The 18,562-nt window shown below is 63.9% G+C and carries 14 protein-coding genes and 1 pseudogene; 4 read left to right on the forward strand and 11 right to left on the reverse strand.

Going from position 1 to position 18,562, the window contains the following annotated elements; all coding sequences use genetic code 11:
• Positions 1–12: 12 nt before the first annotated feature.
• Genes acnD through prpB form a run of 4 tightly spaced genes read right to left on the reverse strand, consistent with a single transcriptional unit; the run spans position 13 to position 5,216 of the window.
• Entirely contained in the window at positions 13–2,613 is a 2,601-nt protein-coding gene (acnD, locus tag NMB41_RS17080; RefSeq protein ID WP_494379001.1) for a Fe/S-dependent 2-methylisocitrate dehydratase AcnD, read from the reverse strand.
• Complete coding sequence (locus tag NMB41_RS17085; RefSeq protein ID WP_494379002.1) at positions 2,610–3,149, reverse strand: GNAT family N-acetyltransferase; 540 nt, start codon at positions 3,147–3,149, stop codon at positions 2,610–2,612. Before NMB41_RS17085 ends, acnD begins: the two co-directional genes overlap by 4 nt.
• A gap of 6 nt (positions 3,150–3,155) precedes the next feature.
• Positions 3,156–4,307, reverse strand: coding sequence for a bifunctional 2-methylcitrate synthase/citrate synthase (gene prpC / locus NMB41_RS17090; protein WP_494382861.1), 1,152 nt, complete (start codon positions 4,305–4,307; stop codon positions 3,156–3,158).
• Between the two features lie 24 nt (positions 4,308–4,331).
• On the reverse strand, positions 4,332–5,216 hold the full coding sequence (gene prpB, locus NMB41_RS17095) for a methylisocitrate lyase (protein ID WP_494379003.1): 885 nt from the start codon (positions 5,214–5,216) through the stop codon (positions 4,332–4,334).
• A 201-nt stretch (positions 5,217–5,417) separates the two neighbouring features.
• Between prpB and prpR the strand changes: the two genes are divergently transcribed.
• On the forward strand, positions 5,418–7,025 hold the full coding sequence (gene prpR, locus NMB41_RS17100; RefSeq protein WP_494379004.1) for a propionate catabolism operon regulatory protein PrpR: 1,608 nt from the start codon (positions 5,418–5,420) through the stop codon (positions 7,023–7,025).
• Between the two features lie 12 nt (positions 7,026–7,037).
• Here prpR and NMB41_RS17105 read toward each other — a convergent pair whose 3' ends face one another.
• Entirely contained in the window at positions 7,038–7,730 is a 693-nt protein-coding gene (locus tag NMB41_RS17105) for an Lcl domain-containing protein (RefSeq protein ID WP_494379005.1), read from the reverse strand.
• 313 nt (positions 7,731–8,043) lie between these two features.
• Between NMB41_RS17105 and NMB41_RS17110 the strand changes: the two genes are divergently transcribed.
• Both NMB41_RS17110 and NMB41_RS17115 read left to right on the forward strand, forming a co-directional pair.
• Positions 8,044–9,432 carry a pyridoxal-phosphate dependent enzyme gene (locus NMB41_RS17110; protein WP_494379006.1) on the forward strand — a complete coding sequence of 463 codons (1,389 nt, stop codon included), beginning with the start codon at positions 8,044–8,046 and terminating at the stop codon, positions 9,430–9,432.
• The gene (locus tag NMB41_RS17115) at positions 9,429–10,607 is read left to right on the forward strand and encodes a trans-sulfuration enzyme family protein (RefSeq protein ID WP_494379007.1); all 1,179 of its coding nucleotides are present in this window, start codon (positions 9,429–9,431) and stop codon (positions 10,605–10,607) included. Before NMB41_RS17110 ends, NMB41_RS17115 begins: the two co-directional genes overlap by 4 nt.
• 15 nt (positions 10,608–10,622) lie before the next feature.
• Here the strand turns inward: NMB41_RS17115 and NMB41_RS17120 are convergent, their stop codons facing one another.
• From NMB41_RS17120 to clpS, 3 genes are all read right to left on the reverse strand, one after another.
• On the reverse strand, positions 10,623–12,203 hold the full coding sequence (locus tag NMB41_RS17120) for a methyl-accepting chemotaxis protein (RefSeq protein ID WP_494379008.1): 1,581 nt from the start codon (positions 12,201–12,203) through the stop codon (positions 10,623–10,625).
• 198 nt (positions 12,204–12,401) lie between these two features.
• A complete protein-coding gene (gene clpA / locus NMB41_RS17125) occupies positions 12,402–14,702 on the reverse strand; it encodes an ATP-dependent Clp protease ATP-binding subunit ClpA (protein WP_494379009.1) in 2,301 nt (766 codons plus the stop codon).
• Positions 14,699–15,001, reverse strand: a complete 303-nt coding sequence (gene clpS, locus NMB41_RS17130; protein ID WP_305509342.1) for an ATP-dependent Clp protease adapter ClpS — start codon at positions 14,999–15,001, stop codon at positions 14,699–14,701. The genes clpA and clpS overlap by 4 nt, the downstream gene beginning before the upstream one ends.
• Before the next feature lie 342 nt (positions 15,002–15,343).
• Here clpS and cspE point away from each other — a divergent pair, with 342 nt between their 5' ends.
• Complete coding sequence (gene cspE / locus NMB41_RS17135; RefSeq protein WP_020653506.1) at positions 15,344–15,547, forward strand: transcription antiterminator/RNA stability regulator CspE; 204 nt, start codon at positions 15,344–15,346, stop codon at positions 15,545–15,547.
• Positions 15,548–15,647: 100 nt separating this feature from the next.
• Here the strand turns inward: cspE and NMB41_RS17140 are convergent.
• From NMB41_RS17140 to NMB41_RS17150, 3 genes and pseudogenes are all read right to left on the reverse strand, one after another.
• Positions 15,648–16,151: pseudogene (locus NMB41_RS17140) on the reverse strand (ISL3 family transposase); the annotation flags it as partial.
• Positions 16,152–16,184: 33 nt separating this feature from the next.
• Positions 16,185–17,740 (reverse strand): IS3 family transposase gene (locus NMB41_RS17145; RefSeq protein ID WP_494379010.1). Its coding sequence is split into 2 segments (ribosomal slippage): positions 16,185–17,278 and positions 17,278–17,740, totalling 1,557 coding nucleotides; the frame shifts between segments, so codons are not numbered across the junction.
• 39 nt (positions 17,741–17,779) lie between these two features.
• The gene (locus NMB41_RS17150) at positions 17,780–18,454 is read right to left on the reverse strand and encodes an ISL3 family transposase (protein WP_494382862.1); all 675 of its coding nucleotides are present in this window, start codon (positions 18,452–18,454) and stop codon (positions 17,780–17,782) included.
• Positions 18,455–18,562: the final 108 nt, after the last annotated feature.

Raw genomic sequence — 18,562 nt, forward strand, 5'->3', positions numbered from 1 at the left:
GTCTCAGGTCATTTACGCGGCGACTTTAGACGACGCCAGGAAGTCCTGCGCAAAGCGCTGCAGCACGCCGCCGGCTTCGTAGATCGACACCTCTTCGGCCGTGTCCAGGCGGCAGATCACCGGCACCTCGACGCGCTCGCCGCTGCGGCGGTTGATCACCAGCGTGAGCATCGCGCGCGGGGTGCGCTCGCCGATCACGTCATAGGTCTCGGTGCCGTCCAGGCCCAGGGTCAGGCGGTTCACGCCCGGCTGGAATTCGAGCGGCAGCACGCCCATGCCCACCAGGTTGGTGCGGTGGATGCGTTCGAAGCCTTCGGCGGCAATCGCTTCCACGCCCGCCAGGCGCACGCCCTTGGCCGCCCAGTCGCGCGAGGAGCCCTGGCCGTAGTCGGCGCCGGCGATCACGATCAGCGGCTGCTTGCGCTCCATATAGGTCTCGATCGCTTCCCACATGCGCGTGACTTGCCCCTCGGGCTCGATGCGTGCCAGCGAACCCGCACGCACGGTGCCATCAAGATTGCGCACCATCTCGTTCTTCAGCGTCGGGTTCGCAAACGTCGCACGCTGCGCCGTCAGGTGGTCGCCGCGGTGCGTCGCGTAAGAGTTGAAGTCCTCTTCCGGCAAGCCCATCTTGAACAGGTATTCGCCGGCGGCCGAATCCATCATGATCGCGTTCGACGGCGACAGGTGGTCGGTCGTGATGTTGTCGCCCAGGACCGCCAGCGCGCGCATGCCGGTCAAGCTGCGCTCGCCCGCCAGCGCGCCTTCCCAGTACGGCGGACGGCGGATGTAGGTGCTCTGCGCACGCCAGTCGTACAGCGGCGAGACGGCCTCGCCGTCGTCGGCCACGCGCGCGAACATCGGCGTGTAGACCTTGCGGAACTGCTCGGGTTTCACGCTCTGCGCGAACACGGAATCGATCTCTTCGTCGGTCGGCCAGATATCGGCCAGGCGGATCGGATTGCCTTGCTCGTCCAGGCCCAGCACGTCCTTCTCGATATCGAAGCGGATCGTGCCCGCGATCGCGTACGCAATCACCAGCGGCGGCGAAGCCAGGAAGGCCTGCTTGGCGTACGGGTGGATGCGGCCGTCGAAATTCCGGTTGCCCGACAGGACGGCAGTCGCATACAGGTCGCGTTCGATGATCTCCTGCTGGATGACCGGGTCGAGCGCGCCGCTCATGCCATTACAGGTGGTGCAGGCAAAGGCGACGACGCCGAAGCCCAGCTTTTCCAGCTCGCCCATCAAGCCGGCTTCTTCGAGGTAGAGCGAGACCGCTTTCGAGCCTGGCGCGAGCGAACTCTTCACCCAGGGTTTACGCAGCAGGCCGAGCTTGTTGGCGTTGCGTGCGATCAGGCCCGCCGCGATCATGTTGCGCGGATTATTCGTGTTGGTGCAGCTGGTAATGGCGGCGATGATGACGGCACCGTCGGGCATGCGGCCCGGCTCGTTTTCCACCACGCCCGAAATGCCGCGCGCGGCCAGTTCCGAAGTCGGCATGCGCTTGTGCGGGTTCGACGGACCGGCGATATTGCGCACCACCGTCGACAGGTCGAAATGGAGCACGCGCTCGTAGTCGACGTTCGTCAGCGTGTCGGCCCACAGGCCCGTCTCTTTGGCATAGCTCTCGACCAGCGCCACCTGCGCATCTTCGCGGCCGGTGAGTTTCAAGTAGTCGATGGTGCGGTCGTCGATGTAGAACATCGCGGCCGTGGCGCCGAATTCGGGCGCCATGTTGGCGATCGTCGCGCGGTCGCCCAGGGTCAGGTTCGACGAGCCCTCGCCGTAGAACTCGAGCCAGGCCGAGACGACTTTGGAATTGCGCAGGAACTCGGTCAGCGCCAGCACCACGTCGGTCGCGGTGATGCCCGGCTGTGGTTTACCGGTCAGTTCGACGCCGATGATGTCCGGCAGGCGCATCCAGGACGCCCGGCCCAGCATGACGCTCTCGGCTTCCAGGCCGCCCACGCCGATCGCGATCACGCCCAGCGCGTCGACCATCGGGGTGTGCGAATCGGTGCCGACCAGGGTGTCGGGGAAGGCGATGCCGTCCTTGACTTGCACAACGGGGCTCATGCGCTCGAGGTTAATCTGGTGCAGGATGCCGTTCCCGGGCGGGATCACGTCGACGTTCTTGAAAGCCTTCTTGGTCCAGTCGATGAAGTGGAAGCGGTCTTCGTTGCGGCGGTCTTCGATGGCGCGGTTCTTTTCGAAAGCGTCCGGATCGAAGCCGCCGCATTCGACGGCCAGCGAGTGGTCGACCACGAGCTGGGTCGGCACCACCGGGTTCACCAGCGCCGGATTGCCGCCCTCCAAAGCGATGGCGTCGCGCAGGCCGGCCAGGTCGACCAGGGCCGTCTGGCCCAGGATGTCGTGGCAGACCACGCGCGCCGGGAACCAGGGGAAGTCGAGGTCGCGCTTGCGTTCGATGAGCTGTTTCAGGGACGGCACCAGGGCCATCGGCTCGCAGCGGCGCACGAGGTTTTCGGCCAGCACGCGCGAGACGTAGGGCAGCTTGTCCCAGGCGCCGGCTTCGATACTATCGACGGCGTCGCGCGCATCGAAGTAATGCAGGTTGGTGCCGTGCAGGGGTTTGCGGTAGGCGTTGTTCATGATTGTGGTGTTACCAGTGAGAGTTGTCGGTGCTGCTTGGCGCAGTAGATCCCGTCATGGAGGAAGGCGTCCGGCTCGCGGCCAAACTGAACGAAGCCGAAGCGCTCGTACAGCCCTTCGGCTGCCGTATTGCCCTCGCTGACCGTGAGCGTGATCTGGCGCAGGTAGCCGAGCGCGCGTGCGGAATCGATCAGATGCGCGACGAGGGCTGCGCCGATGCCGCAGCGCTGGCGCCGGGGGTCGACGACCAGCGCGTTCAGGCTGGCCGAGTGGCGAATTTTTTCTCCGTCCTGCGTGCGCAGGCAGATCGCGCCCACCAGGTCCGTGCCATGGAAGGCGCCGAACCAGTATTCGCCCGCCTTTGCCAGCCTCGCTTCGGCCCACGACAGCGGCTGGGCCAGCGCTTCTTCAACCGAAGGACGGAAAGCGTGCGGAAAGGCGCGCAGGCCCGCCAGCCGCAGCGCGCGGTACTGCGCGGCATCGGCAGAGCCGAGCCGGCGCAGCAGGAACGCGGCAGTGGGCGGATGGTGAAGCATGTGCGGTCAGGTACGGTCGGCGATCGGCACGAACTGCAGGTCTTCCGGACCGACATAATTCGCGCTCGGGCGGATGATCTTGTTGTCGATGCGCTGCTCGATCACGTGCGCGGCCCAGCCGGACGTGCGCGAGATGACGAACAGCGGCGTGAACATCGCGGTCGGCACGCCCATCATGTGGTACGAGACAGCCGAGAACCAGTCCAGGTTAGGGAACATCTTTTTGACTTCCCACATCACCGATTCGAGGCGCTCGGCGATGTCGAACATCTTGGTCGAACCGGCCGCCTGCGACAGCGAACGCGCCACTTCCTTGATGACGACATTGCGTGGATCGCTGATGGTGTAGACCGGATGCCCGAAGCCGATCACGACTTCCTTGTTTGCCACGCGGTTGCGGATGTCGGCTTCGGCTTCGTCGGCGTTCTCGTAGCGCTTCTGGATGTCGAGCGCCACTTCGTTGGCGCCGCCGTGCTTCGGACCGCGCAGCGCGCCGATGGCGCCGGTGATGGCCGAGTGCATGTCGGAGCCCGTGCCGGCGATGACGCGCGCGGTGAAGGTCGAGGCATTGAATTCGTGCTCGGCGTAGAGGATGAGCGAGGTGTGCATCGCTTTCACCCACTCTTCGCGCGGCGCGTGGCCGTGCAGCAGGTGCAGGAAGTGGCCGCCGATCGAGTCGTCGTCGGTTTCGGTTTCGATGCGCTTGCCGTTATGGCTGTAGTGGTACCAGTAGAGCAGCATCGAGCCGAACGATGCCATCAAGCGGTCCGCGATGTCGCGTGCGCCCGGCACATTGTGGTCGTCCTTTTCCGGCAGCGTGCAGCCCAGCGCTGAGACGCCGGTGCGCATCACGTCCATCGGGTGGCTGGCGGCCGGCAGCGCTTCGAGCGCCAGTTTGACCGATTGCGGCAGGCCGCGCAGGGATTTGAGCTTGGCCTTGTAGCCTTTCAGTTCGCCGCTGTTCGGCAGTTTGCCGTGCACCAGCAGGTAGGCGATCTCTTCGAATTCGCTGGAGGTGGCGACGTCGAGGATGTCGTAGCCGCGGTAGTGCAGGTCGTTGCCGGTCTTGCCGACCGAGCACAGGGCCGTGTTACCGGCGGTGACACCCGACAGGGCGACGGATTTTTTTGGCTTGAAGGCTGGTGCTTGTTCGGTCATGTCGATCTCCAGTTCAGGTTTCAATTATTTTTTCTGCGCAGCGAACAGTGCATCGAGGTGCTGTTCGAAGTCGTGATAGTTGATGCGGTCGTACAGCTCGGCGCGGGTCTGCATGGTATCGAGCACGGCCTTCTGGCCGCCGTCGCGGCGAATCGCAGTGTAGACGTTTTCGGCGGCCTTGTTCATGGCGCGGAAAGCGGACAGCGGGTACAGGACGATGCCGACGTCGGCCGTTTTCAGCTCATCGACGGTGAACAGCGGGGTCGCACCGAATTCGGTGATGTTGGCCAGGATCGGCACGCCGACCGCCTTGGCGAAGCGCGAATACATGCCCAGGTCCGTCATCGCTTCCGGAAACACCATGTCGGCGCCCGCTTCGACGCAGGCCACGGCGCGCTCGATGGCGGCGTCGATGCCTTCCACTGCCAGCGCATCGGTGCGCGCCATGATCACGAAGCTCTCGTCGGTGCGCGCGTCCACTGCGGCCTTGATGCGGTCGACCATTTCCTGCTGCGAGACGATTTCCTTGCCCGGACGGTGGCCGCAGCGCTTGGCGCCGACCTGGTCTTCGATGTGGATGGCGGCGGCGCCGAACTTGATCATCGATTTCACGGTGCGCGCGACGTTGAAGGCCGAGGAACCGAAGCCGGTGTCGACGTCGACCAGCAGCGGCAGGTCGCACACGTCGGTGATGCGGCGCACGTCGGTCAGCACGTCGTCCAGGTTCGAGATGCCGAGGTCAGGCAGGCCGAGCGAACCGGCGGCGACGCCGCCACCGGAGAGGTAGATGGCCTTGAAGCCGGCACGCTTGGCCAGCAGCGCGTGGTTCGCATTGATGGCGCCGACAACTTGCAGCGGGGATTCTTCCTGGACGGCGATACGGAACTTGGCGCCTGCGGATTGGATCATGGGGTCTCCTGGGGTGATCGGCAAAATAATGTCCTATGCATTGCAAGGAGCGTGCCAGTATGCCTGCTGCTGTTGGACCTGCCGAAAACGACATCGTTTCAATCACTTAGCGCGCGCGGTGCTCAGCTTTGCGACAGCGCAGTGTTTCAGTTTTGCGTTCCAGATGAAACAAGTGGAACACTGTTGCAGTAGAATTGCAACATGCGCCCTCTTCCCCCTGCTTCCCAAGACGCCGACAAGCCCGTCATCTGGACCGTCTCGGTCTCGCGCCTGTCCGAGCTGTTTCGCGACATTACGCTCGAGTACGACCACCTTGCCACCATCGAGCCGATCGACCTGGGCTTCGACGAAGCGACGCGCCACATCCGCGAGCGCATGGCCAGCGAACGCTGCGACGTCGTCATTGCCGCCGGCTCGAACGGCGCCTACCTGAAAGGCCGGGTCTCGGCGCCGGTGATCGTGGCCAAGGCCAGCGGCTATGATGTGATGGGGGCGCTGGCGCGGGCACGCAAGGTATCCAGACGCATCGGCGTGATCAGCTACCAGCAGCCGCTGCCGGAACTGGCCGAGTTCAGCGCGACCTTTGGTCTACCCGTCGCCCAGCGCAGTTATGTCACGCGCGAGGATGCGCGCGCGGCGATGGACGAGATGAAGGCGGCCGGCATCGAGGTCATCGTCGGCGCCGGCCTGATCACCGACCTGGCCGAGGAAGCGGGCCTCACCGGCATTTTCCTGTATTCGGCCGCCTCGATCCGCCAGGCCTTCGACGACGCGCTCGAGCTGGCACGCCTGACCCACCTGGAAGCGAACCGCATCCGGCGCGGGCCCGCCAACGAGTCGCGGCGCGCGCGGCGCGGCCTGAACGACCTGCGCGGCGAGTCCGAAGCCATGGAGCGCTTGCGCCAGACGGTGGTGCTGTATGCGCGCTCGCCGGCCACGGTATTGATCCATGGCGAGACCGGCAGCGGCAAGGAGCTCGTCGCCCAGGCGATCCACCGCGAAGGGCCGCGCAGCCTGGGGCCGAACCGGCCGTTTGTGGCGGTGAATTGCGGGGCGATTGCCGAGTCGCTGCTCGAATCCGAACTGTTCGGCCACGAGGAAGGCGCGTTTACCGGCGCGCGGCGCGGCGGCCACGCGGGCCTGTTCGAGGCGGCGAACCGCGGCACCTTGTTCCTGGACGAGATCGGCGAAATGCCGCTGGCGCTGCAGACGCGCCTGCTGCGGGTGCTGGAAGAGCGCGAAGTGATGCGGGTCGGCGGCACGCGGCCGGTGCCGATCGACGTGCGGGTGGTGAGCGCCACCCACTGCGACCTGGAAGCGCGGGTGCGCGAGGGACGCTTCCGGGCCGACCTGTTCTACCGGCTGGCGGTGCTGCGCCTGGCCCTGCCGCCGCTGCGCGCGCGCCTGCCTGATATCGTGCCGCTGGCCGAATGGTCGCTCAAGCAGTCGCTGGCGGCGCTTGGCGCGAAGCCCCATCCGAACCTGCACGCGGAGATCAATGCCTGCGCGCCGCTCCTGCTGCGCCATGCCTGGCCGGGCAATGTGCGCGAGCTGCGCAACCTGATGGAGCGCCTGGCGCTGTTCCTCGCGGCCGAGCCGCTGCAGTCGCTGACGCCGAATTTTTTACTGGGGATTGCGCCTGAACTGGGCGCTCCGGAGGCCGCGCTGACGCCGGCGCTGCCGGAGACTGCGGCCGGCGAAAGCATCGCCGCCGTGCTGGCGCGCTTTGGCGGCCAGCGCGACGCCGCCGCGCGCCACCTCGGCATCAGCCGCACGACCCTGTGGCGGCGGCTGAAGGCCGAAACATAAACGCCCTGGCGATTACTTCATGCAGGTGACGTAGGCCTTGTTTTCCTTCGGGTAGGCATTCGATGCGCCGCTGCCGAGGTTGACCGCGAAGTGCGTGTCGGCCGTGCTGCCGGCGGTCGCGCTCCAGGCGTCGCCGGTCGCCCAGCCCTGCCCGCTCAGCGTGCCGGTCGCGACCAGGGCCGCCAGCTCGAATTGTCCCGGCAGCTTCCAGCCGGTCGTGCCCTGAATCTTCGTGTTCTTGCAGTAGGCGTCGGCCTGGGCCCAGGTCAGGGCGACGGTGGCGGGCATCCAGACCGCGCCTGAGCTTGTCACATACCCTGCCGTCGACGCAGGCGCCACGCACTGGCCGTTTTCGTTGACCAGCGGCGCCTCGCACACCCGTTTCGCGACCGTCAGCACGGTGCTGGTCGAGGTCGGGTTGTAGCTGCCCAGTTCCCCTTGCCGCGCCGTGATGGTGGCGGTGCCGGCAACGCCGACGGTGACCGTGTCGCCCTCGATGGTCGCGACGCGCGTGTCGCTGCTGGAGTAGGAAAAGGCCGCAGGGCTCTTGGAACTTGGCGCCGTCAGCTTGAAGGGCGCATCGCCTTCGGTCTTGCTGATCGCAGGAAATTCGCCGAGCTTGACGCCGTCATCGCTGCCGCCACAGGCGGTCAACACGGTGAATACGCAGACAGTAGCCAGGGCAGAGAGACGGTTCATGGTCATGGAATGTGTGAACGTGGAAAGATGATGCTCCAGTATAACAGTTGCCTATGGAGCAATTTCAGGATTTTTTTCGGGCGAGCCACTCTAGCGCCCGCCGACCCGTCTACCCGTGACAAAGCGCATATCCATCCTCGTTTATCTTATTTATTAGATAACGATACCTCGTGCTAAGGTGCGCCCGTCACAACACGCGCCAGTGCAAACCATCGCGCCCGAAACCGCCGTACCATGTTCTTTTCACACAGGCCGGACGCCCATCTGCGTCCGCTTATCTGCGTTCGCGGCGCCCACAAGGCGCCTTCCTGGAGGCATCATGCAACGCCCACTGCAACATGCGTCTCAAGCAGCAATTTTCTCTTTGATCGGCAATACCCCGCTGGTGCAAGTCACCCGCATGGACACCGGTCCATGCCAGCTTTTCTTGAAACTGGAATCGCAAAACCCCGGCGGCTCGATCAAGGACCGCATCGGCCGCGCCATGATCGAGCAGGCCGAACAGGACGGCAGCCTGAAGCCCGGCGGCACCGTGGTCGAGGCCACCGCGGGCAATACGGGCCTGGGCCTGGCGCTGGTGGCCCGCATCAAGGGCTACCGCGTGGTGCTGGTCGTGCCCGATAAAATGGCGGCCGAAAAGATCCTGCACCTGAAAGCCCTGGGGGCCGAGATCCACCTCACCCGCTCCGACGTCGGCAAGGGCCATCCCGAGTACTACCAGGACTATGCCGCCCGGCTGGCGCGCGAGATTCCGGGCGCCTGGTTCGCCGACCAGTTCAACAATCCCGCCAACCCGCGCGCCCACGAAACCACGACCGGCCCGGAACTGTGGGAACAGACCAGCCACGAACTCGACGCCATCGTCGTCGGCGTCGGCTCGTCGGGCACCCTCACCGGCCTGTCGAACTATTTTGCGCGCGTCCAGCCCGCGCTAGAATTCGTGCTGGCCGATCCGAAGGGCTCGATCTTGGCCGACTACGTCAACACCGGGCATCTGGCGAAAGAAGCCGGTTCCTGGGCGGTCGAAGGCATCGGCGAAGATTTCATCCCCGGCATTGCCGACCTCTCGCGCGTAAAGAGCGCCTACACCATCAGCGACGAGGAAAGCTTCGGCACCGCGCGCGCCCTGCTCCAGCATGAAGGCATCCTGGCCGGCTCCTCGACCGGCACCCTGCTGGCCGCCGCGCTCAAGTATTGCCGCGCACAGACCACGCCGAAGCGCGTCGCCACTTTTGTCTGCGACACCGGCACCCGCTACTTGACCAAGGCCTACAGCGATGGCTGGATGGTCGACCAGGGCCTGCTGCAGCGCCCCAAAACGGGCGACCTGCGCGACCTGGTCGGGCGCCGCTTCGACGCCGGCGAAGTCGTCACGGTCAGTCCGGGCGACACCATGCTCACCGCTTTCAATCGCATGCGCTCCGCCGACCTGGCCCAGCTGCCCGTGATCGAACACGGCCGCCTGGTGGGCATCGTCGACGAATCGGACCTGCTGCTGCACGTGACGACCGAACCCTCGCGCTTCCAGACCACGGTGGCCAGCACCATGACGCGCGAGCTGCAAACGCTGGCGCCGTCCGCCAGCATGGCCCAGCTGCGCGAAATCCTGGACCGCGGCCTGACCGCCGTGATTGCCGATGGCGAGCGCTTCTACGGCCTGATCACCCGCTTCGACCTTCTCAACCACTTGCGCAGGACCTTATCGTGACTTCACCCGACAACAAACTCCACCTGTCCACCCGCGTCATCCACGGCGGCCAGTCGCCGGAGCCAGGCACCGGCGCCGTGATGCCGCCGATCTTCGCCACCTCGACCTTCGCCCAGCAAAGTCCGGGCGTGCACAAGGGGCTCGACTACGGCCGCTCGCACAACCCAACGCGCTGGGCGCTCGAGCGCTGCGTGGCCGACATCGAAAGCGGCAGCGGCGCCTTTGCCTTCGCCTCGGGCCTGGCGGCGATTTCGGCCGTGCTCGAACTGCTGCCCGCCGGCTCGCACATCGTGGCCGGCGACGACATGTACGGCGGCACCTACCGCCTGTTCGAGCGCGTGCGGCGCAAGAGCGCGGGCCACCACTTCACCTACGTGAACCTGGCCGATCCCGAAGCACTGGCAGCAAGCCTCACGCCTGAGACGCGCCTGGTCTGGGTCGAGACGCCGACCAATCCGATGCTCAAACTGGCCGACCTGGCGGCGATTGCCCAGCTGTGCCGCGCGCGCGGCATCATCACCGTCTGCGACAACACTTTCGCCAGCCCGATCAACCAGCGCCCGCTGGAACTGGGCATCGACATCGTCGTGCACTCGACCACGAAGTACATGAACGGCCATTCGGACGTGATCGGCGGCGTGGCGGTGGTCGGCAATGCGGCGCACCATGCGGAGTTGCGCGAGCAGCTCGGTTTTATTCAGAACGCGGTGGGGGCGATCCAGGGCCCCTTCGACAGCTTCCTGGTGCTGCGCGGGATCAAGACCCTGGCCCTGCGCGTGGAGCGCAGCAATGCCAATGCGCTGGCGCTGGCCGAATGGCTCGAGCGCGAGCCGAAGGTGAGCAAGGTGTATTACCCGGGACTGGAAACACATCCCCAGCATGCGCTGGCGCGGCGCCAGATGAGCGGTTTCGGCGGCATCGTTTCGATCGAGCTGGCATCAGACTTGCCCGGTGCGCGGCGCTTCCTGGAAGCGTGCAAGGTCTTCACGCTGGCCGAAAGCCTGGGCGGTGTGGAAAGCCTGATCGAGCATCCGGCCCTGATGACGCATGCCACCATCCCCCAAGCCCAGCGCGCGGAACTGGGCATCAGCGACACCCTGATCCGGCTCTCGGTCGGGATCGAGCATGTGGAGGACCAGCGCGCGGATTTGCAGCGCGCGCTCGCCGCGGTCTGAGTCAGGTCATCTGCCTCAGGCCGGCGCCAGCAGGCGCGGCGCGGCGAGCGGCCGGCGCACCTGGAAGGTGCCGACCAGCCGCGACAGCGCCGCCGCCTGGCCGCGCATCGATTCGGCGGCCGCCGCCGCCTCTTCCACCATGGCCGCGTTCTGCTGGGTCGACAGGTCGATCTCGGCGATCGCGCGGCCGACCTTGCTCACGCCGTCGGCCTGCTGTTCGCTGGCGCCGTGGATCGCCTCCAGCAGCGTGGCCACTTCCCGCACCTTGCCCAGCACCACGCGCATGGTGTCGCCCGCGCCCTGCGCGATGCCGGTGCCGGCGTCGATCTCGCCGCTCGATTGTGCGATCAGCTGTTTGATTTCCTTCGCCGCCCCGGCGGAATGCTGGGCCAGGTTGCGCACTTCGGCCGCGACCACGGCAAAGCCGCGTCCTTCGGCGCCGGCCCGCGCCGCCTCGACGGCGGCGTTCAGGGCCAGGATATTCGTCTGGAAGGCGATGCTGTCGATCATGCCGGTGATGTCGACAATTTTGTCCGCCGAGGCCTTGATGGCTTCCATGCGCGCGACCAGCTGGGCCACGGCGGCGGCGCCCTCGCCCGCCACCGTCGATGCCGACCGGGCCAGCAGCTTGGCGTCGCGCGCGCTGTCGTTGTTGCTGGCGATGGCGCCGCTCAAGGCCTCCATGGCGAGCGTGGTCTGGCGCAGGGCGCCGGCCTGGCGTTCGGTGCGCTGCGACAGGTCCTGGTTGCCCGCCGCGATTTCGTTCGAGGCCGCGTCGATGCCGAGCGCGCCGCGCAAGACCTCGCTCACGGTCGCGGAAACGCCGCCGGTCATGCCGTTGAGCGCATCGAACAGGCGCCCGAGTTCGTCGAAGCGGCGGTGGCGGATGACCGGGCGCAGGTCGCCGCGTGCGACCGCTTCGGCCAGGCTGACCGCCTGCTGCAGCGGGCCGACGATGCTGTTCGTGAGCAGCCAGCCAAGGCCGGCGCCTCCCGCCAGCGCAGCCGCGCCCAGTGCGAGCAGCAACAGGCGGCTGAAGGCGGAGGCCGCGGCCGAGTCGTCGGCCAGGCTGTGCGCCTGGCGCGCCTGGTGCTGCAGCAGCGCTTCGAGGCTGGTGCTGTAGCGGGCGAAGGCGGGTTCCAGCGCGCGCGCCAGCAGTTCCTCGGCTTCCTGGGTGCGCCCCAGGTCCTTCGCGGCGAACACGGCTTTGGTCGCGTTCGCAAGCGCGGTCTTGTGTTCGTTCATGGCGCGCAGCAGCGCCTGTTCCGCGCTGGACGCGGGCAGCGCGCGCATCGCCGCTTCGATCGCGGCGGCCTGCTTCTCGCCGCCCTGCAGCTGTTCCTTGTAGAGGTCGGCCAGTTCCAGGCTGTCGCTGCGCGCAATCGACATGCTGCGCAGGCCGTTCAGGCGCGCCACGCCCAGCAGGTCGGAGGCGAGCTGCTGCTTGGCCAGCTTGTCCTGCACCAGGTCGCGCGTGATGGCGTCGGCCGCCTGCATGCGCCAGAGGGCGACGGCAGTGATCAGAACCATGAGGAGGGAGACGAGGAGGAAGGAGCCGAGGATCTTGGTGCCGGTCTGGAGTCTGGTGGAGAACATGCGCTTTGGCTTGGGTGGGAATTGCCCTAATGTAACTAGCGAATGTGACCACTGTATGAATGCCGGGCGCTGATCATCGTCACCCCACAAGAAAACGCGGACGAAAGAACAACACCCTACAAGTCTAGTAACTTATAGGGTGGAGGGTGACCATCTCATTAACCGCGCACCAGACGCGGTTTTTTGTGAGGGCAGAGCTTACTCGATCTCGACCGTCTCGGCCGGGGCCGGCGGCGGCAGTGCGTCCCCTTCCGGGAACTCGAGCGTGACTTCGTCCTTCTCGTTCAGGTCGACCGTGATGCGTCCACCGTTGACCAGGCGGCCGAACAGCAGCTCGTCGGCCAGGGCTTTGCGGATCATGTCCTGGATCAGGCGCGACATCGGACGTGCACCCATCTGCGGATCGAAGCCCTTCGCGCCGAGGAACTTGCGCAGCTTCTCCGTGAAGATGGCTTCCACCTTCTTCTCGTGCAGCTGCTCTTCCAGCTGCATCAGGAACTTGTCCACGACGCGCAGGATGATTTCCTCGTCCAGCGCGCGGAAGCTGATGGTCGCGTCCAGGCGGTTGCGGAACTCCGGCGTGAACATGCGCTTGATGTCGGCCATCTCGTCGCCTGCCGCCTTGTTGTCGACGAAGCCCACCGAACGCTTGGTCAGGCTTTCGGCGCCCGCGTTCGTGGTCATGACGATGATCACGTTGCGGAAATCGGCCTTGCGCCCGTTGTTGTCGGTCAGCGTGCCGTGGTCCATCACCTGCAGCAGGATGTTGAAAATGTCCGGGTGGGCCTTTTCAATCTCGTCCAGCAGCAGCACCGCATGCGGCTTCTTGGTAATGGCCTCGGTCAGCAAACCGCCCTGGTCGAAACCGACATAGCCCGGCGGCGCACCGATCAGGCGCGACACGGCGTGACGCTCCATGTACTCCGACATGTCGAAGCGAATCAGCTCGATGCCGAGGATGAAGGCCAACTGCTTGGCCACCTCGGTCTTGCCGACACCGGTCGGACCGGAGAACAGGAAGGAGCCGATCGGCTTGTCCTGCTTGCCCAGGCCCGCGCGCGCCATCTTGATGGCGGACGCCAGCGCATCGATCGCAGGATCCTGGCCGAAGACGACGTTGCGCAGGTCGCGGTCGATCGTCTGCAGCTTGCTGCGGTCGTCCTGGTTGACCGTTTGCGGTGGAATGCGCGCGATCTTGGCGATGATTTCCTCGATCTCGGCCTTGCCGATGGTCTTCTTCTGCTTCGACTTCGGCAGGATGCGCTGGGCTGCACCGGCTTCGTCGATGACGTCGATCGCCTTGTCAGGCAAGTGACGGTCATTGATGAAGCGTGCCGCCAGCTCGGCCGCCGTGGAGAGCGCCGACGACGAATACTTCACGCCGTGGTGCTCTTCGAAGCGCGACTTCAGGCCGCGCAGGATCTGCACGGTCTGCTCGACCGTCGGCTCGTTGACGTCCACTTTCTGGAAGCGGCGCGACAGTGCATGGTCTTTCTCGAACACGCCGCGGAATTCCGTGAACGTGGTCGCGCCGATGCATTTCAGCTGGCCGTTGGCGAGCGCAGGCTTCAACAAATTCGATGCGTCGAGCGTGCCGCCCGAGGCCGAGCCGGCGCCGATGATCGTGTGGATCTCGTCGATGAACAGGATGCCGTTCGGCGTGTCCTTCAATTGCTTGAGGACGGCCTTCAGGCGCTGCTCGAAGTCGCCGCGGTATTTGGTACCGGCCAGAAGCGCACCCATGTCGAGCGAGAACACGACCGCGTTCTGCAGGATCTCGGGCACTTCTTCCTGGACGATGCGCCACGCCAGGCCCTCGGCAATTGCCGTCTTGCCCACGCCAGCCTCGCCGACCAGCAGCGGGTTGTTCTTGCGGCGGCGGCACAGGATCTGGATCACGCGGTCGACTTCTTCCTCGCGTCCGATCAGCGGATCGATCTTGCCGTCGGCGGCAGCCTTGTTCAGGTTCTGCGTGAACTGGTCGAGCGGGCTTTCTTTCGTTGCCCCTTCGACCTGCGCTTCTTCCACGCCTTCCGACGCCTTCTGGCTGTCGATCTGCTGGTCCTTGCGCACGCCATGCGAGATGAAGTTGACCACATCGAGACGCGTTACGCCCTGCTGGTGCAGGTAGTAGACGGCGTGCGAGTCTTTCTCGCCGAAGATCGCGACGAGCACATTCGCGCCCGTGACTTCCTTCTTGCCGTTCGAGGCCGACTGGACGTGCATGATCGCGCGCTGGATCACGCGCTGGAATCCGAGCGTCGGCTGGGTGTCCACCTCGCCCGTGCCGGGCACGGTCGGGGTGTTGTCACCAATAAAATTGGTCAGGGTCTTGCGCAGGTCATCGATATTGACCGCGCATGCACGCAGGACTTCCGCGGCCGAGGGATTGTCGAGGAGCGCAAGCAGCAGGTGCTCCACGGTAATGAACTCGTGCCGTGCCTGTCGAGCTTCGACAAAGGCCATGTGTAGGGATACTTCAAGTTCCTGCGCAATCATACTTCCTCCATCACGCACTGCAGGGGATGGCCCGCCTTGCGCGCATGCGTTAAGACAAACTCCACTTTGGTACACGCTATATCTTTGGAAAACACGCCGCACACTCCTTTACCATGACGGTGTACGGAAAGCATGATCTGCGTCGCCGTCTCGCGATCCTTGTTGAAGTACTCCTGAATGATTGCCACCACAAATTCCATGGGTGTGTAGTCATCATTCAGCAACGCCACCTGATACAGGGGCGGTGGTTTTACGACTTGCCGCTCCAGCAGCTGTTCGGTATCTTGCTTGGTTGCCATGGGCGTATTCTAAAGCGTTCAAGGATGCTGCAAAGCGGAAATATCAGACACTGAGACCAGCTCACTTCGATTCGCCTTCATCTTACTTGTTTTCCGTTGATAGCGCAGATGGCGTTCCGTTTGCCGAAATCAAGGGGGTCTGTAGAGCGTCTATGCAATACGTATGAAAAAATTAACAACAGTCGCATCAAAGGGCTTGACTTCAAAACTTAGTGCATCAACAATGGTTACATTGACATGGTCCCCGGAACGTGTTGATAAGAAGTGAGCAGGCTGAGGAGGGGGCAAGAAGCTTCTTGCTTTTATGGCTCGTGTGATTTGTTTATATTTGAAAGTTCTTTTATGGCAACTGGTACTGTTAAGTGGTTCAATGATTCCAAAGGCTTTGGCTTCATCACTCCAGATGACGGCGGCGAGGATCTGTTCGCGCATTTCTCCGCAATCAACATGAACGGTTTTAAGACCCTCAAAGAAGGTCAGAAAGTCCAATTCGAAGTCACGCAAGGCCCTAAAGGCAAGCAAGCTTCCAACATCCAGGGCATGTAATTCCGCCCACGGAAGCGAGAAACCCCGCTCCAAGCGGGGTTTTTTTTCGCCCATGCACACTGAATAATACCCTGCCCCGCCAGGTATAAAAAAAGGTTCATCACGGATTTCCGGGAAACGCGGCTTTGATCTTGAGGAAGAAGAAGTCGCTATCCCGGTAGCCGTAGGCCATCCGTTTCATTACTTTGATACGGTTGTTGATGCCTTCGAGCTGGCCGGTATGCATCGGCCAGCGCAGCCGTGCTGCGATGCCTCGCCAGTAAGGCTTGAGCTTTGCTGCAAACTTTCTGAGCGGTTCGATTCCGCTGTCGCGCGCCATCTTGAGCCAGTTGCGCCAGGCGAGAAGCCACCGCCAGCCGCCCGATGTCTGCCAGAGTTCCTTGAGTGCTGTCTTCATCACGTACACCGTCATTAAGGCCTGGTTGGCGGCAAGCAGCTCGTCCAGATTAGCCTGCTGGGCTGGCGGGACGTTTTCCCGGTTGCGCAGCAAAAGCCAACGAGAGCGCTTGACGACTTTGCGCTGAGGGCGGTCGTCGCGCAGGCGGTTTGCCTCGTCGACCCGTACCCGGTCGATCACCTCACGGCCGTACTTGGCAATGACGTGAACGGTGTTTGTCAACGTAGTTGTCGCGTCATCTCACGCAACCTGCTTTGATTCTTCTGGCCGAATCCGTTCCGGATTCAACCAGACATGATCGTCCAGATTCCAGTTTCTGACACCCCGCGACCAGCGCTGCGGATGGCGGCTTCTGGCCTGTCGATACACTTGTTCGCGATGTTCCAGGATCGCTCCGGCTTGACCACCGTGGCGCTGTGCCGGCGTCACGAATTTCAGGCCGCTGTGCTTATGATCCTGGTTGTACCAGCGCACGAATTTCTGCGTCCATGCGCGTGCGTCCTCCAGCGTCTGGAACGGCTTACTTGGGTAATCCGGGCGATATTTGCAGGTTCTGAACAGCGACTCGGCGAACGCATTGTCGTTACTCACGCGGGGCCTGCTGAACGACGGTGCAACGCCTAACTGTTCCAACGTGGCCAGCATTGTCGAACCCTTCATTGCGCTGCCGTTGTCCGAGTGCAGAACCAGCGGCCGGCCCGCCAGGCCTTCGGCCAAGCTGGCCCGGCGCATCAGCCGCGCTGCCGACTCTGCCGATTCCGCCTCATGGACTTCGTGACCGACGATTTTCCGGCTGTAGATGTCGAGCACCATGTACCAGTAGTGGTACTTGCCCTTGATCGCGGCCGGCAGCCACGTGATATCCCAACTCCAAACCTGGTTTGGCGCCACGGCGCAATGGCTTGTGAGCACGCGAGCACTTGGCTTCTTTGCCTTGCCGCGATGCTGCTGCTGCGAAGCCGCCTTCAACACGCGGTAGAAACTCGATTCCGATGCCATATAAACGCCGCGATCGGCCAGCGTCGGTACGATCTGGCTTGGCGGCAGGCTGGCGAACTCCTCGCTGTTGGCGACAGCGAGAATCTCGGCCCGTTCGTCCTCACTGAGCTTGTGGGCAGGCTCTGGCCGCGCACTCGTCGGGCGGCTGTCGGCAGCTACAGCAGCGTCGCCGTCGCGCACCCACCGCTGAAACGTACGCAGGGTAATGCCGAGCTCCTGGCAAGCCGGTGACAACCGACTACCTGCTGCCTCTGCTTCGCGGATCAACGCAACACACGACAGGCGATCTGGGACGCTGATCAGTCTTCCTCTTTGTCCCCCCAGATCGCCTGGGCTTTTTTTCGCAGGATCAGCAGCGCTGCCGCCTCGGCCAAGGCCTTCTCCTTGCGCTGCAAGTCCCTCTCCAGCTGCTTGATGCGTTTCTTGTCTTCCTTCGATTGCGTCTGCTGACCGCGCACCTGCTGCGCCACGTTCACGTTAGCCGCCATGCACGCAGCCCGCCACGTGGCGATCTGCTCTGCGAAAAGCCCCTTGCGGCGGCAATACTCCGACAGCTCGCTTTCGTTCAGCGCTGCTGTTTCGAGCACCACCGCGAACTTGTCCTCCGAAGTCCATTCCTCAGCATTTTTCTCACTACCTGGCACCGGCGTTCCTTGATTACGAAGTTGACGGCGCCAAGTATAAAGCGTCTGCTCGGTGATCCCACTCTCACGGGCCAGTTCCGACACCACCCGGTTCTGGGGCGGCATCATCTGCCGTAGTAACGCTTCTTTTCGTTCTGCTGAATACTGCTTCACACGCTCTCTCTTGCCCGTCCCCGGTATGGCTTTACTTCATCAAGTGACGCGACAACTATTCTGACACCGGGGGTGAAACAGATCGTAGACCACGCGCGCCTTCGGGCATTGCTGCTGTACTTCCAGGTCAAAAGCGGTATTCATGTCCATTGCGACGGCTTCGATGTTGGCGCAGCGGTCGGGGCCGAGCCATTCGAAGAACGGACGGATGGCCTCGCGGCTGCGGCCCTCGCCGACCCACAGTACCCGCCGGCTGTCCGCATCGAGCACGACAGTGGCGTAACGATGCCCCTTGAACAGCGCGAATTCATCCATGACAAGCCGCGTTGGCTGCGCTGCGGGCAAAGCAGCCAGTTCACGTTCGAGCTTGGCAAGCTCGATAGTGCGCACCGTCTCCCAGTGCAGCTGCGCCAGTTTGCACACGTGGGCAACTGGAAGCTTCTCGCACCACAAGCCGACAAACTCGGCCAGGGAGCGGGTCACCCGGGCATGGCGATCGAGCCACGCCACGCGCTCGACCCTGGTGCCGCATGTGCTGCATTTCAGACGACGCAGTGGCACCCGCAGCCGTACCGGCTTACCCTGCATCGGCAGCTCTCGGATGATGCGCGTCGCGCCATCGTGCACCTGGTAGCAATGCACGCCGCACCCGCCACAGACCATCGCTGCGCTCGCATCCCGCCGCAGCGTAATCCACACGACATCGTCCTTCACATCCAATTTGGTAGCGGTAAAGCCTTCCCAGAACGGGAGGCTGAGACTATGATCTGGCATGAGAGCGGTAGGTTGAGTTGGTTGGGTTTGGTCGCACAAACACAATAA

Source organism: Massilia sp. FBCC-B171, assembly GCF_059134155.1.

Excerpts from the sequence above, each read along its gene's own strand:
- acnD (WP_494379001.1), bottom strand. The coding sequence starts at position 2,613 with ATGAACAACGCCTACCGCAAACCCCTGCACGGCACCAACCTGCATTAC.
- NMB41_RS17085 (WP_494379002.1), bottom strand. The coding sequence starts at position 3,149 with ATGCTTCACCATCCGCCCACTGCCGCGTTCCTGCTGCGCCGGCTCGGC.
- prpC (WP_494382861.1), bottom strand. The coding sequence starts at position 4,307 with ATGACCGAACAAGCACCAGCCTTCAAGCCAAAAAAATCCGTCGCCCTG.
- prpB (WP_494379003.1), bottom strand. The coding sequence starts at position 5,216 with ATGATCCAATCCGCAGGCGCCAAGTTCCGTATCGCCGTCCAGGAAGAA.
- prpR (WP_494379004.1), top strand. The coding sequence starts at position 5,418 with ATGCGCCCTCTTCCCCCTGCTTCCCAAGACGCCGACAAGCCCGTCATC.
- NMB41_RS17105 (WP_494379005.1), bottom strand. The coding sequence starts at position 7,730 with ATGACCATGAACCGTCTCTCTGCCCTGGCTACTGTCTGCGTATTCACC.
- NMB41_RS17110 (WP_494379006.1), top strand. The coding sequence starts at position 8,044 with ATGCAACGCCCACTGCAACATGCGTCTCAAGCAGCAATTTTCTCTTTG.
- NMB41_RS17120 (WP_494379008.1), bottom strand. The coding sequence starts at position 12,203 with ATGTTCTCCACCAGACTCCAGACCGGCACCAAGATCCTCGGCTCCTTC.
- clpA (WP_494379009.1), bottom strand. The coding sequence starts at position 14,702 with ATGATTGCGCAGGAACTTGAAGTATCCCTACACATGGCCTTTGTCGAA.
- clpS (WP_305509342.1), bottom strand. The coding sequence starts at position 15,001 with ATGGCAACCAAGCAAGATACCGAACAGCTGCTGGAGCGGCAAGTCGTA.
- cspE (WP_020653506.1), top strand. The coding sequence starts at position 15,344 with ATGGCAACTGGTACTGTTAAGTGGTTCAATGATTCCAAAGGCTTTGGC.